This is a genomic window from Rhodoferax sp. WC2427 (assembly GCF_040822085.1).
Classification (GTDB): domain Bacteria; phylum Pseudomonadota; class Gammaproteobacteria; order Burkholderiales; family Burkholderiaceae_C; genus Rhodoferax_B.
Genome location: NZ_CP162006.1, coordinates 3,016,262 through 3,042,074, shown reverse-complemented (window position 1 = coordinate 3,042,074; position 25,813 = coordinate 3,016,262). Strand labels below are relative to the sequence as shown.

Below are 25,813 nucleotides of genomic sequence, written 5' to 3'. Positions count from 1 at the left end.
TGAATCTGTCACAATTTGTGTGGCAGACAAATCTTGCATAACTAGGAAATACCATGAACTTCAGCAACTTGCGCGTAGCCGCGAAACTTTGGCTGGCCGTGGGAGCCATCGTGGTCGCACTGCTGGTGTTGGCCGGGGTGGCCGGTTACCGCTCCATGGCATTGCAGGCCCGCACCCAGACCTCCCAGGCTGCCATGGACCAGCGCGTGCTCCAGTCCACCCGCTGGGCGGGTCTGACCAGCCTGAATGCCTTGCGTGCCGAGGCTTCCCTGTTGAGCTCCGATCCCGCCGTGGCGGCGGCTTTCAAGGAGCCTACTACCGCCACCAGCGCGCAGATTACCGAGATCCAGAAGAGCATTTCCGCGATGGATCTGAGCCCGGGCGACAAAGCCCAGCTCGACACCATCGCCAGCGCCCGGACCAAGGTGCTCGACAGCCGGGCCCGCGCCCAGCAGCTCAAAAAGGACGGCAAAACCGAGGAAGCGCTGGCGCTGCTGCAAGGCGAAGTCAAAGCCGCGGTCAGTACCTATTTGGGGCACCAGCGCAAGTTTGTGGAAATGCAGGAACAGGCCCTGGCGCAGACAGATGCCGAGTCCAACGCCGAACGCGCGCTGCTGTACAAAATTATCGGTGTGTGCCTGGCGTTGCTGGTGATGGGCTTGCTGGCCGGGGCCGTCTGGCTGATCCGAAGCATCCAGCAGCCACTGGGCCTGGCCAACGAGGCCGCGGCCCGTATCGCCGAGGGCGATCTCAGCATGCCGCTGGATTCGGCGCGCAAGGACGAGTTTGGCGATCTGCTGCGGTCCTTGAGCACGATGAGCCTGTCCCTGGGCCGCATGGTTCACCAGGTGCGCCAAAGCACCGACAGCATTGCCACTGCCAGTTCCGAAATCGCCAGCGGCAACAACGACCTGGCGGCCCGTACCGAGCAGACCGCCAGCAACCTGCAGCAAACCGCGGCCTCCATGGACCACCTGACCCAGACCGTGCGCCAGAGCAGCGACAACGCCAACCAGGCCAGCTCGCTGGCAGCCAGCGCGTCCAGCGTGGCGAAAAAGGGCGGAGAAGTGGTCAAGCAGGTGGTGGTGACGATGGAGGAGATCAACGCCAGCAGCAAGAAGATTTCCGACATCATCGGTGTGATCGACGGCATTGCCTTCCAGACCAATATTTTGGCGTTGAATGCCGCCGTGGAAGCCGCCCGTGCGGGTGAGCAGGGACGGGGCTTTGCGGTGGTGGCCAGCGAAGTGCGCAGCCTGGCGCAGCGCAGCGCCCAGGCGGCCAAGGAGATCAAGGGCCTGATCGGCAGCTCGGTGGAAAAGGTCGAGTCTGGCGCGCGGCTGGTGGCCGAGGCGGGCAGCACCATGAGCGATATCGTGCAGTCGGTCAAACGCGTGACCGACATCGTCGGCGAAATCACCGCCGCGGCCACCGAGCAAAGCACCGGCATCAACGAGATCAACCGTGCCGTGGTCAATCTGGACCAGATGACGCAGCAAAACTCGGCCCTGGTCGAGGAAAGCGCCGCGGCCGCCACCAGCATGCGCGAGCAGGCCGACCAACTGGCCACGGCCGTGGCGGTGTTCAAGGTGAATGCGTCGGTGCACGGCGGTCGGTCCGTGGCCGCCCCCGCACGGCACACCCCGCTGGCCGCGCCAGCACCACGGGCCCCGGCTGCCCGGTTGCCGAACAAGCCGCTGGCCGCGAAACCCGCGCCCGCCAAGCCCGCTGCGGTGGCAGCCCCTGTGCGCACCGCCCCCAAAGCCGCCCCTGCAGCCCGCTCCCTGGCGGCGCCGAAGGCCAGGCCCGCTGCCGCCCCTGCTGCTGCAGGCGGCGAAGGCGACTGGGAAAGCTTCTAGCCGATCAGGCTACTTCAGCGATCAGCTCGATCTCGACGCAGGCCCCCATGGGGATCTGCGCCACGCCGAAAGCGCTGCGGGCATGGGCACCGATGACCGGACCAAACACCGCGCCCAGCAGCTCACTGGCACCGTTGGTGACCAGGTGCTGCTCGGTGAAGTCGGGGGTGGAGTTGACCAGCGACATCAGCTTGACGATGCGCGTGACCTTGTTCAGGTCGCCCACGGCGGCGTGGAGCGTACCCAGCAGGTCGATGGCAATCGCCCGTGCGGAATCTTTGCCCTCGGCGGTGGCGATGTTCTTGCCCAATTGACCGACCCACACCGCACCGTCTTTCTTGGCGATATGGCCGCTGAGGAACACCAGCTTGCCGGTTTGCACAAATGGCACGTAGGCTGCGGCCGGAATGGCGATGGGGGGCAGGGTGATGTTGAGCTCTTGCAACTTGGCGTAAATGTCCATGGATCTTCCTTTAGGGGTTAAATGGGCCTTTCGTGCTTATCCTATAAGCACGAGCAGCTATGAATTATGTAGTATGGGCAATTTACTGCCACTGCTGGGTGGGAGGCTGCCAGCTGCTGCTTTGGCTCTGCGATTGGGACTGCGACGATCCATCGCTGTTCTGGCTGGCCCGCGCCGGGCGCGGCGGCGGCGGGCTCACGGGCTCCAGAGGCATCACCGTGACGGCCACACTGAGGATGTGGCTGGCACCGCCGTGGATCACGCCGCGCATGGGTGATACGTCGGAATAGTCGCGGCCGGTGGCCAGGGTAACGTAGTCGTCGCCGGGGGCGCGGTTATTGGTGGGGTCGAAGTCGCACCAGCCCAGGTCGCCCGACTGGTCGGGCACATACACCGAGGCCCAGGCATGCGAGGCGTCGCTGCCGATCAGCCGGGGCTGGCCCGGGGCGGGGTGGGTCAGCAGGTAGCCGCTGACGTAGCGCGCAGGCAGGCCCATGGCGCGGCAGCAGGCCACCATGATGTGGGCAAAGTCCTGGCACACGCCTTTGCGCAGCGCCAGCGCCTCGACCGCGGGGGTGTTGACCTCGGTGCTCTCCGACGAGTAGGTGAAGTCGTCGTAGATGCGCTCCATCAGGTTCTGCGCGGCGGCCAGCAGGGGCACGCCGGGGCCGAAGCTGGGCTTGGCATAGGCCAGAAAATCCGGATGCCGCGGCACGTAGGGCGAGGCAAAGACAAATTCCGAAGCCGCACTGAACTGGGCCCCGGCCCGGTAGCGAAAGCGCTCGCGCACCTGCTCCCAGGTCAGGGCGCTGCTGGGCCACACCGGCATGCTGGTGCGCACCAGGCTGCGGGCCACCACGCTGAGTTCGTCGTGCACGGCCTGCAGTGCAAAGAACGAGCACAGGTTGCCGTATACGTCCAATGACTGGGTGAGCTGGCTGGGCGTGGGGGTGATGGTCAGGGTGTGGCTCAGCAGTTGCTGGTGGGGCGTGCTGGGCGGGCGCAAATGCGCCACGTGCTGCGCCGTCTCTACCGCGGGCTGGTAGGAGTAGTGGGTTTCGTGGGTGATCTCAAGTTGCATGGCTCACGCCCCCAGACTGGTTTTTGCGTCCCGTGAATGGGTGAAGTAGGTGGCGCTGATTTCGTCTGAAATATCAAATGCGCATTGGCTGCATTGGGCCAGCAGGTCGGTCAGCACCGTGTAGTGGCCCTGGGCATCGACGCTGCAGAGCTCGGCCAGGTCCCATGCGTCGGGCGACAGTACTTTGTTCGACATGGGACTGAGTACGCCTGCCGGGCTGCCTGCCAGCTTGGCCAGACGGCCCCGCAAGGTGTGCGCCACCCAGGCCAGGGAGCGCGGGTTGTCGCGGTCCAGCACCAGCAAATCGACCAGTGCGGCCACATCACGGCTTTGCTGGTACTGCGAATGGAAGGTGATGGTGCTGTCAAACAGCGCCACCATGGCTTCGAAGCCACCGGTGTTGGCCAGCGAACCAGCCTTGAAACCCCGCGCCAGGGCGGTGGACAAAAAGCCCAGGCGCTCGATGTGGCGGCCAATGCTGAGCAGGCGCCAGCCGTCGTCGCGGGTCATGCGGTCGGTTTGGGCACCGGTCATGGCGGCCAGGTGGGTGCTGGTGGCTTCCAGCACGCGCAGCGCTTCCATGGGGGAGAAGTCGCCATCCTTGGCGTTCTTGGCGCAACGGCTGAAGAACTTGTCTTCAGCGCGCACGATCACGTTCCAGTGCTCTTGCGACAGACGTTCGCGCAGCTTGGAGGCCACCTGTTTGATGGAACGCAGGTTGTAGCCCACGCTGGGCACGGCGCTGGGGTCGGCCAGCCCGGCGATCAGTGAGCGTTCAAACACCCGGCGGGCCTGCAGGGGGGACGGCACCGCCGCCAGCACCAGGCCGTGGCGGGTCGCCATGTCGTGCAGCCACACCAGCAGCGGGGTGGCGGTCTGGTCCTCGCCGCCCAGGCCTTCCAGCGTCACGCGGGCCAGGCGCAGGCTGTTCTCGGTGCGCTCGGCGTAGCGGCCCAGCCAGAACAGGTTTTCGGCGGCGCGGCTGGTCACGCGGTGGCTGCGCCGAGTGACGACCTCGGGCGACAGGCTGGCCTGCAGCAGGGTGGTGCGGTCTACCGCGCCGGTAGTTTTGACCCACACGTCGGCACTGCTGCCGCCGCGCTGCATGGAGGCCACGCTATCGCGCGAATTGACCATGCGTGCCAGCCCACCGGGCAGGACGCGCCAGGACTGTGGCCCGTCCGACACGGCAAACACACGCAGCATCATGGAGCGCGGTGCAATGCGTGCCGGGTGGTTGGGGTGGGCGTTCCAGGTCGGCATTTGCGACAGCGGCAGGTAGGCCTGTACTGTGTATTCGTCGCCCTGGCGGGCAATGCGGCCGGCCCATTCGTCGAGCTCGCGGCGCGACAGCGTGCGGCCCAGCACGGCATCAAAGGCCCGGCGGCTCGCCGCGCCCTGGTAGGTCGGCTTGATGACGCTGTTGGCCAGCTCGGGCAGGGCGGCATCGGACGCCGCACGTTCGCCGCACCACCAGGTGGGCAGGGCGGGCAGCAGCAACTCCTGGCCCAGCACATGGCGCGACAGGGCTGGCAAAAAGCCCAGCAATGCGGGCGACTCCAGAAACGCCGAGCCCGGCGGGTTGGCCATTACCAAGTTGCCGGCGCGCACCACCTGCATCAGGCCGGGCACACCCAGGCGCGAGTCGGGGCGCAGCTCCAGCGGGTCCAGATACTGGTCGTCCAGGCGCTTGACCAGGCCGTGCACCGGCTCCAGGCCTTTGAGCGTTTTGAGGTAAAGGCGCTGGTCGCGCACCGTCAGGTCGCTCCCTTCCACCAGGGTCAGGCCCAGGTAGCGGGCCAGATAGGCGTGTTCGAAATAGGTTTCGTTGTACGGGCCGGGGGTCAGCAGGGCGATATGCGCGTCCTTGCCCGCCGGACTCATGCGTTTGAGGCCATCGACCAGGCTGCGGTAGGTGGAGGCCAGCCGCTGGATGTGCATGGATTCAAAGGCCTGCGGAAACAGCCGCGAGATCGACAGGCGGTTCTCCAGCAGATAGCCCAGCCCGCTGGGGGCCTGGGTGCGCTGCGACACCACCCACCAGTTGCCGTCGGGGCCACGCGCCAGGTCAAACGCGGTGATGTGCAGGTGGGTGCCGCCCAGGGGTTGCACGCCATGCATGGGGCGCAGATAGCCAGGGTGGCCTTGCACCAACGCGGGTGGCAGCAGGCCGCGTGCCAGCAGCTGTTGCGGGCCGTAGATGTCGGCCAACACGCGGTCGAGCACGCGCACGCGCTGCAGCACGCCGGCTTCGATCCGTTTCCAGCTCTCGGGCGAGACGATCATCGGGAACAGATCGAGCGACCAGGGCCGCTGCGGGTTGTCGGGGTCGGCGTAGACGTTGTAGGTCACGCCGTTGTCGTGGATCTGGCGCTGGAGTTGTTCGGTGCGGTGGTTCAGGTCGGCAAAGCCGCTGGAGCCGAGCTGTTCAAAGAACTCCCCCCATTCGGTGGTGAGTGGCCCTTCTTCTTCGGGGTTTTTGGGGGCCGGTGCATCGGCGGGACGCGACCTGCCGCGCAGTTCGTCGAAGTGCCCGGCCAGTGCTGGACGTGCCAGTGCCGACGCCAGTGCGCGGGGGTCTTCTGACATCGGCATTTGAAAAAGGGGGGGGGTCTTGTTTTCCACGTGTCACCCGATTGTCACACCAGAAATGGGACTTACGGAGCGCTGAAGGACGTCAATAATGGAGGGAAGTATGTGATAAAAACATAAGCACAGAAGCCGCCCCGTGCGGAGCAGCTTCTGTGCTACCAGGCGCTGTTTACCGGCGCAAATCGAGTGTGAACGGGAACTCTTTGCTGGCCGGCACGTTGATGGTCGCGGGCGGGATATGCATCACGCCGGGCGTGTGGCCCATGCGGCTGAAACGCGACAGGCGGCGGCTCTCGGCGGTGTAGGCATTGACCGGGAAGGTGTCGTAGCTCAGGCCACCGGGGTGGTTCACGAAGTACTGGCAGCCGCCGATGGAATGCTTCATCCAGGTGTCCACGATGTCGAAGGTCAACGGGGCGTGGATGCCAATGGTGGGGTGCAGGGCCGACGGCGGGTTCCAGGCGCGGTAGCGCACACCGGCCACAAACTCACCGTTGGTGCCGGTGGACTGCATCGGCATGGCGCGGCCATTGCAGGTGATGACGTAGCGGCTTTGGTTCATGCCGGTGACCTTCACCTCGATGCGTTCCAGCGAGGAATCGACATACCGGGCGGTGCCGGTGGAGCCGTTTTCTTCGCCCAGCACGTGCCAGGGTTCCAGTGCGTTACGCACTGTCATCTCGATGCCGCTGCTCTTGACGTCGCCCACCAGCGGGAAACGGAATTCCAGGTGCGGCGCGAACCAGCTGCGGTCGAAGGCAAAGCCGGCGGCCACCATTTCGTCGATCACATCGTGGAAGTCCATCTGGATGAAGGTCGGCAGCATGAAGCGGTCGTGCAGCTCGGTGCCCCAGCGGGTGGCCGGTGCCTTGTACGGGTTGTCCCAGAAGCGGGCCACCAGGGCGCGCAGCAGCAGCTGTTGCGAAATGCTCATGCGGGCGTGCGGCGGCATTTCAAAGGCGCGCAGTTCCAGCAGGCCCAGGCGGCCGGTGGCGCTGTCGGGCGAGTACATCTTGTCGATGGAGAACTCGCTGCGGTGCGTGTTGCCGGTGGCATCGATCAAGATGTTGCGCAGCGTGCGGTCGACGATCCACGGCGGCATGTCCTGGCCGTATTTTTCGCGGTTCTTGGCCACCTGTTCGATGGCGATTTCCAGCTCGTACAGCTGGTCGTTGCGGGCTTCGTCCACGCGCGGTGACTGGCTGGTGGGGCCGACAAACATGCCGCTGAACAAATAGCTTAAAGACGGGTGGTTGTGCCAGTACAGCAGCATGCTGGTCAGCAGTTCGGGCTTGCGCAGGAACGGACTGTCGGCCGGCGTGGCGCCGCCCATCACAAAGTGGTTGCCACCACCGGTGCCGATGTGGCGGCCGTCGGTCATGAACTTCTCGGCGCTCAGGCGCGATTCGAACGCCGCCTCGTACAGGAACTCGGTGTTGGCCACCAGCTCGCCCCAGGTGGCGACGGGGTGCACGTTGACCTCGATCACGCCCGGATCGGGGGTCACGGCCAGCAGCTTCAGGCGCGGGTCGCGCGGAGGGGGGTAGCCTTCCAGCACCAGCTTCACGCCCAGTTGCTCGGCGGTGTTTTCAATCGCGGCCAGCAGTTCCAGGTAGTCCTCCAGCATCTCCAGCGGCGGCATGAAGATGTACAGCACACCGGACTTTTCGCCCACGGCTTCGGCCTTGGGGCCACTGGCGCGGCGCGGGTCGCGCACTTCCACGCACAGCGCGGTGCGGGTCAGCCAGTGGGCCGATTCGTTCTTGCCGGGCACGCGGGTGGAGAAGCTGGCGGGCTCGGTTTGCAGCGGGCTGTGGGCGCTGGCCAGGGGGGGCACGGCGGTGTAGGCGCTGGCCACCTGGTCCTGGCGCTGGCGGGTGGCTTCGGCCACCGGGTTCACTCCGGCCTGGAAGGGCAGGGTGGCGCGTTCGGTCAGCGTGGGGATGCTGGTGGGGCTGGCCGTGGCAGCACCGGGGCGGGCGGGTCCGCCAACGGCGGTCATGTTCGTGGTGAACACGCCGGGTTTGGCGGCCGAGCGCTGCGCATAGCGGGCGTACATGCTGCTGGATTCGGGCAGCGGCTCGCGCGGGATGGACGGGTCTTGCTCCACCATATAGGGGAACTCGGCTTCGCTGACCCAGGGCAGGGAGTCCAGGGGCAGGCGCAGGCCCATGGGCGAGTCGCCGGGCATCAGGTACATGCGCTCGTCGCGCACGAACCAGGGGCCGGTGGTCCAGACCGGACCGGCGACACGGCTGGTATCGGCGGGCTTGACGGGCAGCACGTAGCCGATGACGGCATCGAGCTTCTGCTCGAACACGCGGCGCAGGCGGGCGCGCTCCATCTCGTCGCCGAGCTTGGAGTTGAACGGGTCCACATTCACCGGCAGGCGGCGTTCGCGCCACAGGTAGTACCAGGTGTCTTCATGTGCGGGGACGATGAACTTGGGCGTGATGCCTAGGTTGGTGGCCAGCTTCTCGGTGAAGCGGCGGGCATCTTCGCTGGTGTAGTGCGAGGGCACGCGCTCGTCGGCAAACAGGTCGGGGTTGCGCCACACGGGCTGGCCGTCCGCACGCCAGAAGATGTTGAGCGCCCAGCGCGGCAGTTGCTCGCCGGGGTACCACTTGCCCTGGCCGAAGTGCAGGAAACCGCCTTGGCCGTACTGGTCGCGCAGCTTGTGGGTCAGGCCGGTGGCGAAGGCGCGCTTTGTAGGGCCCAGGGCATCGGTGTTCCATTCGGCGGCGTCGCGGTCGCTCACCGCCACAAAGGTGGGCTCGCCGCCCATGGTCAGACGCACGTCGCCCGCGGCCAGCTTTTCATCGACCTTTTCGCCCAGGGCCAGGATGTCGGCCCATTGCTCATCGGTGTAGGGCTTGGTGACGCGGGGGGATTCGTACAGGCGCGTGATCACCATGTGGTGGGCAAATTCGACCTCGGCTTCGTCCACGCCGCCTTCGATGGGCGCAGCGCTGGACGGCTGGGGCGTGCAGGCCAGCGGGATGTGGCCTTCGCCTGCGAACAGGCCGGAGGTGGCATCCAGGCCGACCCAGCCTGCGCCGGGCAGGAACACTTCGCACCAGGCGTGCAGGTCGGTGAAATCGACCGTGGTGCCGCTGGGGCCGTCCAGGGCCTTGACGTCGGGGGTGAGCTGGATCAGGTAGCCCGACACGAAGCGCGCCGCCAGGCCGCAGTGGCGCAGCAGTTGCACCAGCAGCCAGCCGGAGTCGCGGCAGGAGCCGCTGGCTTTTTCCAGGGTTTCTTCCGGGGTTTGCACGCCGGGCTCCATGCGGATCAGGTACTTGATGTCGCTCTGGATTTGCTGGTTGATGGCGACCAGAAAGTCGTTGGTGGGCTGCTTTTTCAAGTCCAGCTTGTCCAGGTAGGCCTGCACCAGCGGCGTGGCGGGCTCGGTGACCAGGTAGGGCGAGAGCTCTTCCTGCAGCGTGGGGCTGTACTTGAAGGGGAAGTGCTGCGCCTCGGGCTCCAGGAAGTAGTCGAAGGGGTTGTACACCGCCATCTCGACGACCAGGTCGACGGTGACCTTGAATTCGGTGGTTTTGGCGGGGAAGACCAGGCGGGCCTGGTAGTTGGCAAACGGGTCTTGCTGCCAATTGATGAAGTGCTCAGCGGGTTCTATCTTGAGCGAGTAAGAGATGACGTTGCTGCGGCAGTGGGGCGCTGGGCGCAGCCGAATCACTTGGGGGCCGAGGTTGACCGGGCGGTCGTACTTGTAGTGCGTAACGTGGTTCAGTGCGGCATGGATGGACATGTATGCGTCTCTTAGAGGCTTCAAAATAAGGAGGGACTTGCGCAGCGCCTTTTGCGTCGCCCTCTGGGCGCACAGAGGGTCTCGCGAAAGTCCTGGTGGTTGCGGCAATGCCGTGACCTACCCCCATACTAGCAAGTCCTGAGCCATTGCCTGGCCCAGACCTGTTGCGATTGGGGTATGACCTTATGCAAAAGCCGTGGCCTTCGGAGATCAAACGCGTGGCGCTCGTCGCCCCGGGTTTGCTGGGCTGGGCGCTCGGCACAGCCCTGCAATTGGGCCAGGCAGCGCTGTGGCCCGGCTGGGTCTATGGATTGTTTGTGCTGCTGGCGCTTATTCTGATTGCGCTGGCAGCTATCAATAAAATAGCAATTTGGCTGGCGGCCGGATCGGGCGCCTTGCGTTGGCTGGCGGCACTGCTGGGTGGGCTGGTGCTGTCGTTCGGATTGTGCGGCGTGCGGGCTGTGGCATTTTCTTACACCTCGCTGGACGCGAATCTGGAAGGGCGCGACGTCCAATTGGTCGGTGTTGTGGTGGCTATGCCACAGCGCAGCGAGGCAGGTCTGCGGTTTCGTCTGCAAGTTGAATCGGCACGCTTGGATGGCGCACCTGCGCCTGTGCCGCCGGTGGTCGACCTGGCCTGGTACAGCGGCATGCTGGCTTTTGGCATGGGCGGCAGTGCCACCCAATGGGAACTGCAGCGCCAGCCCGATGGCCTGCGCGCCGGGGAGCGTTGGCAGATGACGGTGCGCCTGAAGGCGCCGCACGGCGGGCGCAATCCGCACGGTTTTGACTACGAGCTGTGGCTGTGGGAGCAGGGCGTGCAGGCCACCGGCAGCGTGCGTGCCGGGCCCAAGGACGTGGCCCCACAGCGCCTGGCCGACACCTGGCAGCACCCGGTGGAGCGCGCCCGGCAGGCGGTGCGTGACAGCATTTATCTGCATGTGGCGGATCGGCACCTGGCCGGGGTCATCGCCGCGCTGGTGGTGGGCGACCAGAACGCCATCGAACGGGCCGATTGGGACCTGTTCCGGGCCACGGGTGTGGCGCATCTGATGAGCATCTCGGGCCTTCACGTGACCATGTTTGCCTGGCTGGCCGCCGCTGCCGTGGGCTGGCTCTGGCGGCGCAGCGATTCACTAGGTTGGCGCGCCGGCGAAGCCTGGCCGGTGCCGCAGGTGGCGCTGGTGGGTGGCGTGCTGCTGGCCACGGGCTACGCGGTGTTCAGCGGCTGGGGCGTGCCCTCGCAGCGCACCGTCTGGATGCTGGCGACCATGGGCCTGCTGCGGGTGGGCGGGCGGCAATGGCCCTGGCCGTCGGTGTGCCTGCTGGCTTGCGCGGTGGTGCTGGCCGTCGACCCCTATGCCTTGCTGCAGGCCGGGTTCTGGCTGAGCTTTGTGGCGGTGGCCGTACTCTTTGCTACAGATTCAGGAGCTTCTCACGCCCATTCCATCAGCACAGGAGGCCGATTTGGCTTGATGCTGCGAGAGCAGTGGACCATCACCCTGGCTTTGGCCCCGTTGACGCTGCTGCTGTTCCAGCAGGTGTCGGTGGTGGGGCTCCTGGCCAATCTGCTGGCGATCCCGTGGGTGACGCTGGTGGTCACACCGCTGTGCATGCTGGGCATGGTGGTGCCGCCGCTGTGGCAGGCGGCAGCACTGGCCATCGACGCACTGGGCTGGGTGTTGCAGATGCTGGCGCTTGTGCCGTTTGCTACGTTTTCCGTAGCTGCTCCTGCTTTATGGATGAGCGTAAGCGCCATAGTAGGCGGGGTATTGCTGGTGCTGCGCCTGCCCTGGGCCTGGCGGGCTTTGGGTGTGCCGCTGCTGCTGCCGGTGCTGCTGTGGCAAACGCCGCGCCCTCCCATGGGGCATTTTGGGCTGCTGGCCGCCGACATCGGGCAAGGCAATGCCGTACTGGTGCGCACCGCCGGGCACACCCTGGTGTACGACACCGGCCCGCGCTTCGGGCTGGACAGTGACGCGGGCCAGCGGGTGCTGGTGCCGTTGCTGCGGGCCCTGGGCGAGCGCGTGGACACGGTGGTGGTCAGCCACCGCGACAGCGACCACAGTGGTGGCGCGGCGAGTCTGTTGGCCACCCAGCCGCAGGCCCGGCTGCTGAGTTCCGTGGAGGCCGGAAACCCGCTGCAGGCCGTGCGGGCGGTACAGCCTTGCATGGCGGGGCAAAGCTGGGCGTGGGATGGCGTGCAGTTCGATGTGTTGCATCCCCAAGCCACGGACTACGGCAATGTGCAAAAACCCAACGCTTTGAGCTGCGTGTTGCGCATCACCAACGGCACTTACACGGCGTTACTCGTGGCCGATATCGAGCAACCCCAAGAGGCCGCGCTCCTTGCCCAACGGGTTCCATTGCGGGCCGACGTTTTGCTGGTACCGCACCACGGCAGCAAAACCTCCAGCAGCCCGGCATTTCTCGACGCGGTGCAACCGCACTTTGCGCTGGTGCAGGCCGGTTACCGCAACCGGTTTGGCCACCCTGCGCCGCTGGTGCTGGAGCGCTACCAGGCACGGGGAATTCCGGTGGTGGACAGCAGCCACTGCGGGGCCGCCAGCTGGCAAACCACGGCACCCGCGCAGATGCATTGCGATCGCCAGGACGATCCGCGCTACTGGCAGCACCATCCGCCGTAAGACCCGCCGGTAAACAGCGCTACGATGGGTGCCGTGGAGGTTGCACAGAGGCTCGGACTGGCCCGCACACCCCACCGACCGCTTGTTTTTGCACCAACCTGGCGCGCTACTTGCTATGCTTATGTATCAGGAGATGGACTTATTTATGCAAAAATTTGACGAGATGTACACAGGGCTGCCGTACGAGTTTTTCTCAGAGGGCAAGCAGATCCGGGACCACTACAAAATCTACGATGCCTGGCTCGCCAAGCAACCCGGCGACATGATGGCCAAGCGCCGAGAAGAAGCCGAGATGATCTTCCGCCGCGTCGGCATCACCTTTGCGGTGTACGGCGCCAAAGACGAAGACGGCTCGGGCACCGAGCGACTGATTCCCTTCGACCTGATCCCCCGCATCATCCCCGCCCACGAGTGGGGCAGCATGGAAAAGGGCCTGGTGCAGCGCGTCACCGCCTTGAACCGGTTCATCCACGACGTGTACCACGACCAGGAGATTCTGAAAGCCGGCATCATCCCGCGCGACCAGGTCATCAACAACGCCCAGTTCCGCCCCGAAATGATGGGCGTGGACGTGCCCAATAACGTCTACTCGCACATCTCCGGCGTCGACATCGTGCGTGCCCCCGATGCCCAGGGCAACGGCGAGTACTACGTGCTCGAAGACAACCTGCGCGTGCCCAGCGGTGTGAGCTACATGCTGGAAGACCGCAAGATGATGATGCGGCTTTTCCCCGACCTGTTCAACAGCCACCGCGTGGCGCCCGTGGCCCACTACCCCGATTTGCTGCTGGAGACCCTGCGCGCCTCGGCCCCGGCTGCCACGTCCGACCCCACGGTGGTGGTGCTGACCCCCGGCATGTACAACAGCGCCTACTTCGAACACGCCTTCCTGGCCCAGCAAATGGGTGTCGAGCTGGTTGAAGGGCAAGACCTTTTTGTCAAAGACAAGTTCTGCTACATGCGCACCACCCGCGGCCCGAAGCGCGTAGACGTGATCTACCGCCGCGTGGACGACGACTACCTCGATCCACAGGTGTTCCGCCCCACTTCCACCCTGGGCTGCGACGGCCTGATGGCCGCCTACACCGCAGGCAATGTGACCATCTGCAACGGCGTGGGCACCGGCGTGGCCGACGACAAGTCGATCTACCCCTACGTGCCCAAGATGATCGAGTTCTACCTGGGTGAAAAACCCATTCTGAACAACGTGCCCACCTTCATGTGCCGCAACCCGGACGACCTGAAGTACACCCTGGCCAACCTCAAGGACCTCGTGGTCAAGGAAGTGCACGGCGCGGGTGGTTACGGCATGCTGGTCGGCCCGGCCTCCACCAAGGCCGAGATCGAGGAGTTCCGCGCGGCGCTGCTGGCCAACCCCAGCGGCTACATTGCCCAGCCCACGCTCAGCCTGTCCAGTTGCCCCACCTTTGTGGAAAGCGGCATCGCCCCGCGCCACATCGACCTGCGCCCCTACGTGCTGTCGGCCAAGACCGTGCAAACCGTGCCCGGCGGCCTGACCCGCGTGGCGCTGAAAGAAGGCTCTCTGGTGGTCAACTCATCGCAAGGCGGCGGCACCAAGGACACCTGGATTCTGGAAGACGATGCCGTGCCCGCCACGGTGCCGGTGATTCCCGCAGAAACCCAAATCCAGTCCCAATCGTAGACAACAGACCACAGGAACAATAAACATGCTGTCACGCACCGCCGACCATCTCTTCTGGATGTCCCGTTACACCGAGCGCGCGGAGAACACCGCCCGTATGCTCGACATCAATTACCAAACCGCGCTCCTGCCCCAGTCGGCCGCCGTCGCCCAGGTGGGCTTGCAAGGCCTGCTATCGATTAGCGAACTGCTGCAACCCTACCTGGCCAAGCATGGCGAAATCACCTCCAAGGCGGTGATGGAGTTCATGGTCAAGGACGAAGAAAACCCGTCTTCCATCATCTCCTGCCTGCGGGCCGCCCGGGAAAACGCCCGTGCGGTACGCGGTACCCTGACCACCGAAGTCTGGGAAACGCTCAACACCACCTGGCTGGATGTGAACCGCATGCTCAAGGCAGGTGAGTTCGAGACCGACCCGGCGCAATTCTTCGAGTGGGTCAAGTTCCGCTCGCACCTGTCGCGCGGTGTCACGCTGGGCACCATGCTGCAGGACGAGGCTTTCCACTTCACCCGCCTGGGCACCTTTCTGGAGCGGGCCGACAACACCGCGCGCCTGGTGGACGTGAAGTTCCACGCCGTGCAAAGCGACTTTTTCGGTGCCGCCAGCGAGAAGGACCAAGAGTACGACTTCTACCACTGGAGCGCTATTTTGCGCAGCGTCTCGGGCTTCGAGGTGTACCGCAAGGTCTACCGCGACGTGATCAAACCCGAGCGCGTGGCCGAGCTGCTGATCCTGCGTGCCGACATGCCGCGCTCCTTGCATGGCAGCCTGAATGAAGTGCTGAGCAACCTGTCGCTGGTGTCCAACAACCCGAACAGCGAAACCCTGCGCCGCGCTGGCAAGCTGCGCGCCGACCTGCAGTTTGCCCGCATCGACGAAATCCTGGCCACCGGACTGCACGCCTATCTGACGCAGTTTCTGGACCGTGTCAATGAACTGGGCGCGCACATCAGCCGCGAATTCCTGGTGCCGGTGACCACCTGAGATGCGATGGTGCGGCACCCGTATCTGTGAAACACAAACACGCACCGCACAGCCCCACGGGGCTGTGCGGTGCCGTGCCCATGTTGTCGGGAAACCGCGTGTGCGCAAGTTGTGCCGCTAGGCCTTAACCCCGCCCATATCTTTACCCGCTGGCTGGGTCGCCTGAGCGTGGGGCGCAAGCTCACGCTGATTTACCTGCTCGACCTGACTGCGGTCATCTACGTGTCGAGCATCCTGATCCACGAGAAATTCCAGTCCATCGATTTCACCCGCAAAGAGATCGTCGGCACGGCCTACAGCGTGGCGGTGCGCGACGTGCTCATGCAGCCCTTTCTATCGCCCCAAAGTGGTGCATTACCGGCATCGGTGGCCTTGCTGCGGCTGGACCGCTTGCGCGTCAGCCACGACGACAGCCTGCAGACCGCCCAGGCCAGCAAGGCCTTTGTCGATAGCTGGCAGCAGCTCAACGCCGAGACCCGCCCGCCCGAGCACCAAAACGCTCTCAAATTCATGCTGCGCCAAGCCCGCGAGCTGCTGACCACCGTGGGCAACCAGTCCAACCTGATCCTCGACCCGGACCTGGACAGCTACTACGCCATGTCGCTGGTGGTGCTGCGCTTTCCCGAGCTGCTGGAGGTGCTCAACGACACCATCCGCATCCTGCCCACGGCGCCTTCGGCGGTGGCCATTCCGTCGGGCGTGCAAGACCGGCGCACCGAGCTGCTGATTTTGGCCGGGCGGTTGGATGCCGTGGTCCTGGGCATCCGCTCCGACTACAACCAGGCCTTTGCCGCAGGCACCCCGGCGCAACGCGCCGCGCTGCAGGCCAGCCGCACCGTGCTGGAGGCCCGGCTGGGCGGGTTTTTGGCGGCGGTGCAGCTGCTGGCCGATGGCGATGCCAACCCCCACAACCTGGAGCTGCTGCAACAACACTACGGCGATTCGCTGCTGGCGCTGACCGAGGCCTGGGTCCGCACCGCTGCCGATCTGGACCGCTTGCTGCACGAACGGGTGGACGCGCTATTCGAGCGCATGTGGCTGCACCTGGGCACGGCCTTCCTGCTGCTGAGCTGCATCTTGAGCCTGGTGTATGCCGTGGCCCGCCAGATTGCCCGCCCCTTGACCAATCTGGCCGCGGTGGCCGATGCGGTGCGCCAGACCGGCGACCATTCGCGCCGGGCCGTGTGGCACAGCCGCGACGAAATCGGCCAGCTGGTCACCGCCTTCAATGGCATGCTGGCCCAGCTGGACCAGCAGCGCCTGGCCGGGCAAGAGGCGGCCGCCCGCAGCCGCGCCGCCCAGGCCCAGCAGGCGCTGGTAGAGGCGATTCCGATTGCATTGGTGGTCACCTCGGTGCCCGACCACGAGGTGCTGCACGCCAACGCCCCGGCCCTGCCGTGGCTGGCCGCGCAGACCCGCGACCCCTGGCGCACCGGGCTGGAGCCGGGCGTGCGCGCGCGGTTCTTCCAGCAGCTGTCGGACCAGGGCAAGGTGGATGAATTCGAGGTGCGCTGGCTGGGCGGGGCCGAGCCCTCGTGGGCCGTGCTGTCGGCGCGCAGGCTGCAGTTCCAGGGCCGCGACGCGGTGCTCACCGCCTTTACGCCAATCAATGTGCTCAAGGTGATGGAGCGCCGCCTGGAGCTCTGGGCCAAGGTGTTCGAGGCCTCCAGCGAGAGCATCATCATCATGGACGGGCAGCAAAAGATCCTGAGCGTCAACCGGGCGTTTTGCCGCAGCACCTCCTACGACTTCTACGAGGTGATTGGCGAGCCGTTGAGCGTGCTGTTGGACGGCACCCAGGCAGCGACCATGGCGCAGAGCCTCAATAACCTGTCGCAGGACCGCGATGCCTGGCAGGGCGAGGTGCATTTCCGCAAACGCTCGGGCGAAACCTACCCGGCCTGGCTGATGATTTCGGCGGTACGCGACGGCTCGCATTTTGGTGCGGTGTCGCAGTACATCGGCATCTCGGTGGACATCACCGACCGCAAGCGCACCGAGGCGCGGGTGCAGTTTCTGGCCCAGCACGATGTCTTGACCGAGCTGCCCAACCGGGCGCTGTGCGTGGTCCGGCTGGAGGCCGCGATCGATGCCGCGCAGCGCAGCGGCGAACAGGTGGCCGTGCTGTTCATCGACCTGGACCGGTTCAAGAACATCAACGACACCCTGGGCCACCACATTGGGGACGGCGTGCTGCGCTCGGTGGCCAGCCGTCTAAGCCAGGCGGTGCGCAGCATCGACACCGTGAGCCGCCTGGGGGGTGATGAATACGTGGTGATCCTGCGCGGCGTGGCCGGGCCCGACGAGGTGCGGCACACGGTCGAGCGCCGCCTGATTCCGCTGATCCGCCAAACCCACCATGTCGATGGCCACGACCTGCAGGTGTCGTGCAGCGTGGGCATTGCGCTGTACCCGGACGACGGCCTGGACCTGCCCCTGCTGATGCGCCGCGCCGACGCCGCCATGTACGCGGCCAAAACGGCCGGGCGCGACATGGCCCGCTTTTACGAGCCCGAGATCGAGCAGCTGGCCCTGCGGCGGCAGGCGTTGGAGCAACAACTGCGCCACGCCCTGGAGCGCGGCGAGTTCAGCCTGCACTTCCAGCCCAAGGTCCACGCCCAGACCCTTGACGTGGTGGGGGCCGAAGCCTTGCTGCGCTGGGACAATCCTGTGCTGGGTTCGGTGTCGCCCGCCCGGTTCATCCCGGTGGCCGAGGAAACCGGGCTGATCCGTCCCATCGGCGCCTGGGTGCTGCAACAGGCCTGCGGGCAACTGGCGCAGTGGCAGGCACAGGGTTTTGCCGCGTTGACGGTATCGGTAAACCTGTCGGCCCTGCAGTTGGCCGATGCCACTTTGGTGGCGCAGATCCGGCAGTGCCTGCAAGACCATGGCATCGCACCGGCCGCGCTGGAGCTGGAGATCACCGAATCGGTGCTGATGGACAACACCAGCCTGGCGGTGGAGCAACTGGCGGCGCTCAAAGCCCTGGGTGTGGCGCTGTCGATCGACGACTTTGGTACGGGCTATTCCAGCCTGGCCTACCTCAAGCGGTTTGCCATCGATAAGCTGAAAATCGACCAGTCGTTTGTGCGCGACATGCTGACCGACCCGACCGACCTGGCCATCATCCGCGCCATCATCGCCCTGGGCCACACGCTGGGCCTGAAGGTGGTGGCCGAAGGGGTGGAACTGGCCGAGGAGGCGGGCCAGCTCAAGGCCCTGGCCTGCGACGAGCTGCAAGGCTACTACTTTGCGCGTCCGATGCCGGCCGAGGCCTTTGTGCCATGGCTGCAAGACCGCAAGCCGCGGCCCGAGCGGCGGCGCATCCACCCGGCGCCCGGCGCTGTGTGACTAGTCGTGCCGCGCTGCGTTGTAGGTGGCGGTCAGCAGCTTGTCGGTGTAGGCGATGGCCAGTGCGCTGAGCAGGAACACCACGTGGATGCCGGTCTGCGCGATCAGCACCTTGGCATCGTAGTTGGCCGCGTTGATGAAGGTCTTCAGCAGGTGGATGGACGAGATGCCGATGATGGCCATGGCCAGCTTGACCTTCAGCACCGAGGCGTTCACATGGCTCAGCCATTCGGGCTGGTCGGGGTGGCCTTCCAGGTCCATGCGGCTCACAAAGGTCTCGTAGCCGCCCACGATCACCATGATCAGCAGGTTGGAGATCATCACCACGTCGATCAGCGCCAGCACCACCAGCATGATGATGGTCTCATTGAGCGCGCTGGGCACCACCGCGTCTTTGTAGCCAATGCTGTGGACCAGGGCCTCCAGCGCCGTCTGGCTGCCAAAAGCCGCCTCCACCAAATGCAGCAGCTCCACCAGAAAGTGCACCACATACACCGCCTGGGCCGCAATCAGGCCCAGATACAGCGGCAACTGCAGCCAACGGCTCGCAAAAATGAAACGGGGCAAGGGGCTGAGCGGCTTGGATTTTGGCGGGCTGGATTCGGACATTTTTGGGGTTTGGGGGCGTTAATTGCAAAGCAGGATTGTAGGATCAGGGTTTGTACTGTTTTTCTAAGTCAGCAATACGTAAGAGCCAGGGCCGACATTAATACCGTTCACTAATCCACCCATTGAGGAGACAAACCCATGAGTTCTGCCATCGAGTCCGTGTTGATTGAAAACCGCGTGTTCCCCCCCAGCGAGGCGATGCAAAAATCGGCCCGCATCAGTGGCATGGACGGCTACAACGCCCTGTGCGCCGAGGCGGCCAGCGACTTCGAAGGCTTCTGGGCCCGTCTGGCACGCGAAAACGTGCTGTGGAACAAGCCCTTCACCCAGACCCTGGACGAGTCCAATGCGCCGTTCTACCAGTGGTTTGCCGACGGCGAGCTCAATGCCTCGGCCAACTGCCTGGACAAGCACATGGGCACGCCGACCGAAAACAAGACGGCGGTGATCTTCGAAGCCGACGACGGCACGGTCAAAAAGACCACTTACAAAGAGTTACTCACACAGGTCAGCCAGTTTGCCAACGCCCTCAAGGCCGCAGGCATCCAAAAGGGCGACCGCGTGCTGGTCTACATGCCCATGACGCTCGAAGGCGTGATCGCCATGCAGGCCTGCGCCCGCATCGGTGCCACCCACAGCGTGGTGTTCGGCGGCTTCTCGTCCAAGGCCCTGAACGAACGCATCATCGATGCCGGTGCCGTGGCCGTGGTCACCGCCAACTACCAGATGCGCGGTGGCAAAGAGCTGCCACTCAAAGCCATCGTCGATGAAGGCATCGCCATGGGCGGCTGCGAGTCGATCAAGAACGTGTTTGTGTACGAGCGCACCGCCACCGCCTGCGCCATGGTCGCCGGTCGCGACCAGACCTTTGCCCAGGCCACCGCCGGCCAAAGCACCGACTGCCCGCCGGTGCCCGTGGGTGCCGAACACCCGCTGTTCATCCTCTATACCTCCGGCTCCACCGGCAAACCCAAGGGTGTGCAGCACAGCACCGGCGGCTATCTGCTGTGGGCCAAGCTGACGATGGACTGGACCTTCGATCTGAAGCCAGACGATGTGTTCTGGTGCACCGCCGACATCGGCTGGATCACCGGCCACACCTACGTGGCCTACGGCCCGCTGGCAGCAGGTGCCACGCAAATCATCTTTGAAGGCATCCCCACCTACCCGAACGCCGGGCGCTTCTGGCAGATGATCGAGCGCCACAAGTGCACGATTTTCTACACCGCGCCCACCGCCATCCGTTCGCTGATCAAGGCCGCCGAGGCCGACGAAAAGGTCCACCCCGACCGCTCGAACCTGGACAGCCTGCGCATCCTGGGTTCGGTGGGCGAGCCCATCAATCCCGAAGCCTGGATGTGGTACTACAAGAACGTCGGCCACGAGCGTTGCCCCATCGTGGACACCTTCTGGCAGACCGAAACCGGCGGCCACATGATGTCGCCCATGCCCGGTGCCACGCCGCTGGTGCCCGGTAGCTGCACGCTGCCGCTGCCCGGCATCATGGCCGCCATCGTCGACGAGGTCGGCAACGATCTGCCCAACGGCACCGGCGGTTTGCTGGTGGTCAAGCGCCCCTGGCCCAGCATGATCCGCACCATCTGGAACGACCCCGACCGCTTCAAGAAGAGCTACTTCCCCGAAGAAATGGGCGGCACCATCTACCTGGCCGGCGACGGCGCGGTGCGCAGCGAAGACCGTGGCTACTTCCGTATCACCGGCCGTATCGACGATGTGCTGAACGTGTCCGGCCACCGCATGGGCACCATGGAGATTGAATCCGCCCTGGTATCGCACACCTCCCTGGTGGCCGAAGCCGCCGTGGTGGGCCGTCCCGACGACCTGACCGGCGAGGCCATCTGCGCCTTTGTGGTCTTGAAGCGCGGCTGCCCCACCGGCGACGAAGCCAAGAAGATCGCCAACGAGCTGCGTGCCTGGGTGGCCAAGGAAATTGGCCCCATCGCCAAGCCCAAGGACATCCGCTTCGGCGAAAACCTGCCCAAGACCCGCAGCGGCAAGATCATGCGCCGCCTGCTGCGCAACCTGGCCAAGGGCGAGGCGGTGACGCAAGACACCTCCACGCTGGAGAACCCGGCCATCCTGGGCCAGCTGGGTCACGCGTATTGAGGTTTATAAGCCTTTCAGGCTGTTCACGCTTATTCCATGGGCGTGAGCAGCTACTGAAATAATAGCGACCCGTTCAGCGGCTGCCATCCAGTAAAACCACCTGCCGCCAAGGCAGCTGCGGGTGGGCCTCGTAGTCGGCCACCACCCAGGTGCGGGTGGGGTGGTCGGCACCCCTTGCCAGATAGTCGTTGACGACCCGGATCGAAGCCCCGTCCAGCGCGGCGTAGGGCTGGTCCAGGCAGGTCACCACCGCCCCGCAGGCCAGTAAACCCGCCAGCGCGACCTTGCGCCGGCTGCCTGCGGACAGCATGTACAGCTGCTTGCCCAGGTGGGGCTGCAGCAGCAAGCTCTCTACCAACTGCTGGTGCAGCGCGGCATCCCATTGCGGGCTGCGGTGTTGCAGCGCGTCCCAGATTGCTTGCGGCGTCTGGCCATCCTGGCCGGGCAAGGCCAGGTCCAGCCCCTGCGCACCGCCTGCACCCAGGTGGCGTAAGTAATGGGTTTTACCGCTGCCTTCCGCGCCAGTGATGGCGACGAGGCCCGGGGGAAGCTGTACAAGAGAGGGGAGGTCGATCATGGTGGGTGCCGATTATCGCCAGCCCGCGCTGCGGTACAGTGGCGGCGCACAAAGGAGTCCAGCATGAGGGGTTCGGGGGTGGGTCCGGTCTACAAGCAAGCCATGGCGGAGGCGGCATGAGGATGTCCAAACTGTTGCACCAGGGCCGCGCGCACCAGGCGCAGGGTCGCACCAACCAGGCGTTTGCCTGCTACCAGCAGGCGCTGCAAGAGCAGCCCCGGCACCCCGAGGCCCTGCACTTGATGGGCATGGCCTACGTGGCCATGGGCATGGCCGCGCTGGGTGTGCCGCTGGTGCGCCAGGCCATCGCCCTGGCGCCTGCCGCCGTCGCCTTCCGCCTGGAACTGGCACAGGTGCTGGCACAGCAGGGGCAAACCGACCAGGCCTGCGCGGAGCTGGAAGCCGCCTGCGCTGTGGAGCCGGTGGACCCGCAGGCGCTGGCCCAGCTGGGCGCTTTGCAGATCCAGCTAAGCCGGTACGCCGAGGCCGAACGTTGCTATGCCGCCGCCGTGGCGCTGGATGGCCAGCAGGCCGTCTGGCACGAGGCGCTGGCCCAGTTGCAACACCAGCGCTGGGCCCTGCCCGAGGCCCAGGCCAGCCGCCAGCACGCCCTGGCGCTGGGCGATGCCCAGGTGGCGCAGCGCCTGAACCTGGGCTATGCCGAACCCCGCGCGTCCCATCCCGTGCCGCCGCCGCTGGAGGCACTGCGCGCCGCGCCCGGTGTCGACCTGGCCGCCGCCTGCCAGGAGCGCGACCTGCTGGTGATCGACGATTTTCTGGACGACCCGCTGGCCTTTCGGGCGCAGGCCCTGGCCCTGTGCCGCCAGCGCACCCAGCTGCTGGCCAACGGCGTGTTCCCCGGCGTGCAAACCGCCGCCCAGCCCTGCGGTGCCACCATGCAGCGCATTGCCGACGCGCTGGGCCGCACTGTCAAATGGGACTCGCCCGACCACGGGGCTTTGCGCGTCAGCCTGGCTACCGATGAGGCCCGTGCCGATGTGCATGTGGACAGCCCCACGCTGCCGCATATTTTTGGCGGCGTGCTGTACCTGAGCCTGCCAGAAGACTGCCAGGGTGGCACCAGCTTTTACCGCCACCGCGCCACCGGCCTGGCGCGCCGCCCGGAAGCGGCGGACGTGCAGGCGGGCGGATTTGCCAGCCTGCTGGACTTCCAGAAACGCCACCTGCCGCCCAACAAGCTCCAGCCGTTTGCCCAGTGGCGGGCGCAGCGCGATGGCCGCTGGGAATGGTTATTCGAGGTGCCGATGCGCTTCAACCGGCTGGTCGTCTTTCGCAGCGACTACTTCCACGCGGTGAGCGAGCTGTTTGGCAACCAGCCGGAGAACGGGCGGCTGGTGCAATTGTTCCATTTTCAGATGGCGGGCTGATGCTCTATTTTTAGGAGCTGCTTGCGCTTGTCTCATAAGCGCTAGGGGCCTGAAAGACCCATATTCTGGAGGGGCAGATTTACTTCAGCGAAAGCACCCACGCAGCCAGCTTCTTGGCATCGGCCTCGTTCACCTGGGCATTGGCGGGCATGGCCATGGGCCCCCACACGCCAGAGCCGCCCTGGCGGATTTTCAGCGCCAGTTGCGCGGCGGCGGCCTTGTCGCCCCGGTACTTTTCGGCTACGTCCTTGAAGGCCGGACCGACCAGTTTGCTGTCCACCGCGTGGCAGCCCAGGCAGTTCTTCGCCTTGGCCAGCTCCATGTTGGCCAGAGCCGGGCTGCAGCAGGCGGCAACCAGCGCCAAAGTAAACAGGGCTTGTCTCATTTTTTTCTTTCGGGTGTGGGGTACAGTGAATAATTTTATCGGGCGGTGCCGCTGCTTGCAGTTGTGCAAAAGCTAAGCCCAGCAGGAGTGCGACATGTTGTTTTTGGGAATTGGATTGCTGCTGGTGGTGCTGAAGTACCTGGCCATCGCGCCCGTGGTGGGCTGGAGCTGGACGGTGGTGCTGTCGCCGTTCATGGCGGCCGTGCTGTGGTGGTGGTGGGCCGACACCACAGGCTACACCAAGCGCAAAGTGATGCAGCGCGAGGAAGCGCGCAAGCAGGCGCGCATCGACAAAAACAAGGAAGCCATGGGCACCAAGCGCAAAACCCCGCGCTGAGGTCTCGGCCACAAAAAAAGCCCAGGGCATTGCTGCCCTGGGCTTTTTCAATGGCCTAGTGTCGCGTCATGCGTGGTGTGTCGTGTTTGCGCAAGGCTATCGGCGTGCAGTGCTAGGCGCGGGCCGCAGCCCATCCTGAAGCCTGGGCAAGGACAGCAACGACGCAATGCGCGTCGAGAGCGAGTGCACACCGACAGATCATGCATGACGCGACACCAGATCAATACGCGTCGAGCACCGCGCCCTTGCTGGCGGTGGAGGCGTTGAACGCAAACTTGGCCTGCACGCCACGGGTGTAGCGGGGCTTGGGGGCGGTCCAGGCGGCGCGGCGCTGGGCGATCACTGCGTCGCTCACGTTGAGTTGCAGCAGCAACTGGTGCGCGTCGATGGTGATGGAGTCGCCTTCCTCGATGAAGGCAATGGTGCCACCCACCGCAGCCTCGGGGGCCACATGGCCGACCACCATGCCCCAGGTGCCGCCGGAGAAGCGGCCGTCGGTGATCAGGCCGACCGACTCGCCCAGGCCTTGGCCGACCAGCGCGCCGGTGGGGGCCAGCATTTCGGGCATGCCGGGGCCGCCCTTGGGGCCCAGGTAGCGCAGCACCATCACGTCGCCCGCCACGATCTTGTTGTCCAGAATGGCTTTCAGGGCCGACTGCTCGTCGTCAAACACGCGGGCCGGGCCGGTCATCACCGGGCGCTTCAGGCCGGTGATCTTGGCCACTGCGCCTTCGGGCGACAGGTTGCCCTTGAGGATGGCCAGGTGGCCCTGGGCGTACATGGGGTTGGTGATGGGGCGGATCACGTCCTGGTCGGCACGCGGCACGTCCGGGATGTCGGCCAGCACTTCGGCCACGGTCTGGCCGGTGATGGTGATGCAGTCGCCGTGCAGCAGTCCGGCGGCCAGCAGCGTCTTCATGACCTGGGGGATGCCGCCTGCGCGGTGCAGGTCCACGGCCAGGTATTTGCCGCTGGGCTTCAGGTCGCACAGCACGGGGGTCTTGACGCGCACGCGCTCGAAGTCGTCAATCGTCCATTCCACTTCGGCTGCATGGGCGATGGCCAAAAAGTGCAGCACCGCGTTGGTCGAGCCACCGGTGGCCATGATCACGGCCACGGCATTTTCGATGGACTTGCGGGTCACGATGTCGCGGGGTTTCAGGTCTTTTTTGATGGCCTCGACCAGCACGCGGGCCGATTCCTGCGCCGAGTTCAGCTTCTCGTCGTGCGGGTTCGCCATGGTGGACGAGTAGATCAGGCTGATGCCCAAAGCCTCGAACGCGCTGGACATGGTGTTGGCCGTGTACATGCCGCCGCAGGAGCCCGTGCCGGGGATGGCGCGGCGCTCGATTTGCAGCAGGTCTTCGTCGCTCATGCGGCCGGCGGCGTTTTCGCCCACGGCTTCGAACACGCTGACGATGTTCAGGTCTTTGCCCTTGTAGTGGCCGGGCAGGATGGTGCCGCCGTACACATAGATGGCGGGTACGTTGGCGCGCAGCATGCCCATCAGGCCGCCGGGCATGTTCTTGTCGCAGCCGCCGACCACCAGCACGCCGTCCATCCACTGGCCCTGCACGCAGGTCTCGATGCAGTCGCTGATGACTTCGCGGCTGACCAGGCTGTACTTCATGCCTTCGGTGCCCATGGCCATGCCGTCGGAGATGGTGGGCGTGCCGAACACCTGGGCGTTGGCACCGGCGGCTTCAATCGCCGCGATGGCCGCGTCGGTGAGCTTTTGCAGACCGCTGTTGCAGGGCGTGATGGTGCTGTGGCCATTGGCCACGCCGACCATGGGCTTCTTGAAATCCGCCTCTTCGTAGCCCATGGCGTAGTACATCGAGCGGTTGGGCGCGCGCGACTTGCCTTCGGTGATGTTCTTGGAGCGGGGGTTCAAAACGATGGGTTTGGTTTCCATGGAGGGTCTCTTTGTGTCGTGGGGAGGTATTTTTTTGGCAGCGCTGAGTATGCTACGGGCGAAA

The 25,813-nt window shown here is 65.3% G+C and carries 16 protein-coding genes; 8 read left to right on the top strand and 8 right to left on the bottom strand.

The annotated features are described in order from the left end of the window. Positions 1 to 53: 53 nt before the first annotated feature. A complete protein-coding gene (locus tag AB3G31_RS14350) occupies positions 54 to 1,859 on the top strand; it encodes a methyl-accepting chemotaxis protein (RefSeq protein ID WP_367846761.1) in 1,806 nt (601 codons plus the stop codon). A gap of 4 nt (positions 1,860 to 1,863) precedes the next feature. Here AB3G31_RS14350 and AB3G31_RS14345 read toward each other — a convergent pair whose 3' ends face one another. The 4 genes from AB3G31_RS14345 to AB3G31_RS14330 all read right to left on the bottom strand — a co-directional run bounded on the left by AB3G31_RS14345 (position 1,864) and on the right by AB3G31_RS14330 (position 9,764). Continuing rightward, a complete protein-coding gene (locus AB3G31_RS14345; protein ID WP_367846760.1) occupies positions 1,864 to 2,322 on the bottom strand; it encodes a RidA family protein in 459 nt (152 codons plus the stop codon). A gap of 82 nt (positions 2,323 to 2,404) precedes the next feature. After that, a complete protein-coding gene (locus tag AB3G31_RS14340; protein WP_367846759.1) occupies positions 2,405 to 3,403 on the bottom strand; it encodes a transglutaminase domain-containing protein in 999 nt (332 codons plus the stop codon). 3 nt (positions 3,404 to 3,406) lie between these two features. Continuing rightward, positions 3,407 to 5,992: a circularly permuted type 2 ATP-grasp protein gene (locus tag AB3G31_RS14335; RefSeq protein WP_367846758.1), complete on the bottom strand. Its 2,586-nt coding sequence runs from the start codon at positions 5,990 to 5,992 to the stop codon at positions 3,407 to 3,409. Between the two features lie 172 nt (positions 5,993 to 6,164). After that, a complete protein-coding gene (locus AB3G31_RS14330; protein ID WP_367846757.1) occupies positions 6,165 to 9,764 on the bottom strand; it encodes a DUF2126 domain-containing protein in 3,600 nt (1,199 codons plus the stop codon). A 218-nt stretch (positions 9,765 to 9,982) separates the two neighbouring features. Here AB3G31_RS14330 and AB3G31_RS14325 point away from each other — a divergent pair, with 218 nt between their 5' ends. From AB3G31_RS14325 to AB3G31_RS14310, 4 genes are all read left to right on the top strand, one after another. Beyond that, positions 9,983 to 12,412, top strand: coding sequence for a DNA internalization-related competence protein ComEC/Rec2 (locus AB3G31_RS14325; protein ID WP_367846756.1), 2,430 nt, complete (start codon positions 9,983 to 9,985; stop codon positions 12,410 to 12,412). Between the two features lie 145 nt (positions 12,413 to 12,557). Then, a complete protein-coding gene (locus AB3G31_RS14320) occupies positions 12,558 to 14,075 on the top strand; it encodes a circularly permuted type 2 ATP-grasp protein (RefSeq protein WP_367846755.1) in 1,518 nt (505 codons plus the stop codon). 25 nt (positions 14,076 to 14,100) lie between these two features. Further along, positions 14,101 to 15,060 (top strand): alpha-E domain-containing protein, encoded by a 960-nt coding sequence (locus tag AB3G31_RS14315; RefSeq protein WP_367846754.1) that lies wholly within the window; start codon positions 14,101 to 14,103, stop codon positions 15,058 to 15,060. A gap of 111 nt (positions 15,061 to 15,171) precedes the next feature. Beyond that, entirely contained in the window at positions 15,172 to 18,411 is a 3,240-nt protein-coding gene (locus tag AB3G31_RS14310; protein WP_367846753.1) for an EAL domain-containing protein, read from the top strand. Here AB3G31_RS14310 and AB3G31_RS14305 read toward each other — a convergent pair whose 3' ends face one another. Continuing rightward, complete coding sequence (locus AB3G31_RS14305) at positions 18,412 to 19,020, bottom strand: YqhA family protein (protein WP_367846752.1); 609 nt, start codon at positions 19,018 to 19,020, stop codon at positions 18,412 to 18,414. It abuts the gene before it with no gap. A gap of 138 nt (positions 19,021 to 19,158) precedes the next feature. Between AB3G31_RS14305 and acs the strand changes: the two genes are divergently transcribed. Next, the gene (gene acs, locus AB3G31_RS14300) at positions 19,159 to 21,147 is read left to right on the top strand and encodes an acetate--CoA ligase (protein WP_367846751.1); all 1,989 of its coding nucleotides are present in this window, start codon (positions 19,159 to 19,161) and stop codon (positions 21,145 to 21,147) included. A 73-nt stretch (positions 21,148 to 21,220) separates the two neighbouring features. Here acs and AB3G31_RS14295 read toward each other — a convergent pair whose 3' ends face one another. Next, complete coding sequence (locus AB3G31_RS14295; protein ID WP_367846750.1) at positions 21,221 to 21,724, bottom strand: hypothetical protein; 504 nt, start codon at positions 21,722 to 21,724, stop codon at positions 21,221 to 21,223. Between the two features lie 122 nt (positions 21,725 to 21,846). Here AB3G31_RS14295 and AB3G31_RS14290 point away from each other — a divergent pair, with 122 nt between their 5' ends. Continuing rightward, entirely contained in the window at positions 21,847 to 23,112 is a 1,266-nt protein-coding gene (locus tag AB3G31_RS14290) for a DUF6445 family protein (protein ID WP_367846749.1), read from the top strand. A 79-nt stretch (positions 23,113 to 23,191) separates the two neighbouring features. On the opposite strand, the gene AB3G31_RS14285 is transcribed toward AB3G31_RS14290, so the two are convergent. Continuing rightward, positions 23,192 to 23,497: a c-type cytochrome gene (locus AB3G31_RS14285; protein ID WP_367846748.1), complete on the bottom strand. Its 306-nt coding sequence runs from the start codon at positions 23,495 to 23,497 to the stop codon at positions 23,192 to 23,194. Positions 23,498 to 23,591: 94 nt separating this feature from the next. Here AB3G31_RS14285 and AB3G31_RS14280 point away from each other — a divergent pair, with 94 nt between their 5' ends. Next, positions 23,592 to 23,834: a TIGR04438 family Trp-rich protein gene (locus AB3G31_RS14280; RefSeq protein ID WP_367846747.1), complete on the top strand. Its 243-nt coding sequence runs from the start codon at positions 23,592 to 23,594 to the stop codon at positions 23,832 to 23,834. A gap of 220 nt (positions 23,835 to 24,054) precedes the next feature. Here AB3G31_RS14280 and ilvD read toward each other — a convergent pair whose 3' ends face one another. Then, the gene (gene ilvD, locus AB3G31_RS14275; RefSeq protein WP_367846746.1) at positions 24,055 to 25,749 is read right to left on the bottom strand and encodes a dihydroxy-acid dehydratase; all 1,695 of its coding nucleotides are present in this window, start codon (positions 25,747 to 25,749) and stop codon (positions 24,055 to 24,057) included. Positions 25,750 to 25,813: the final 64 nt, after the last annotated feature.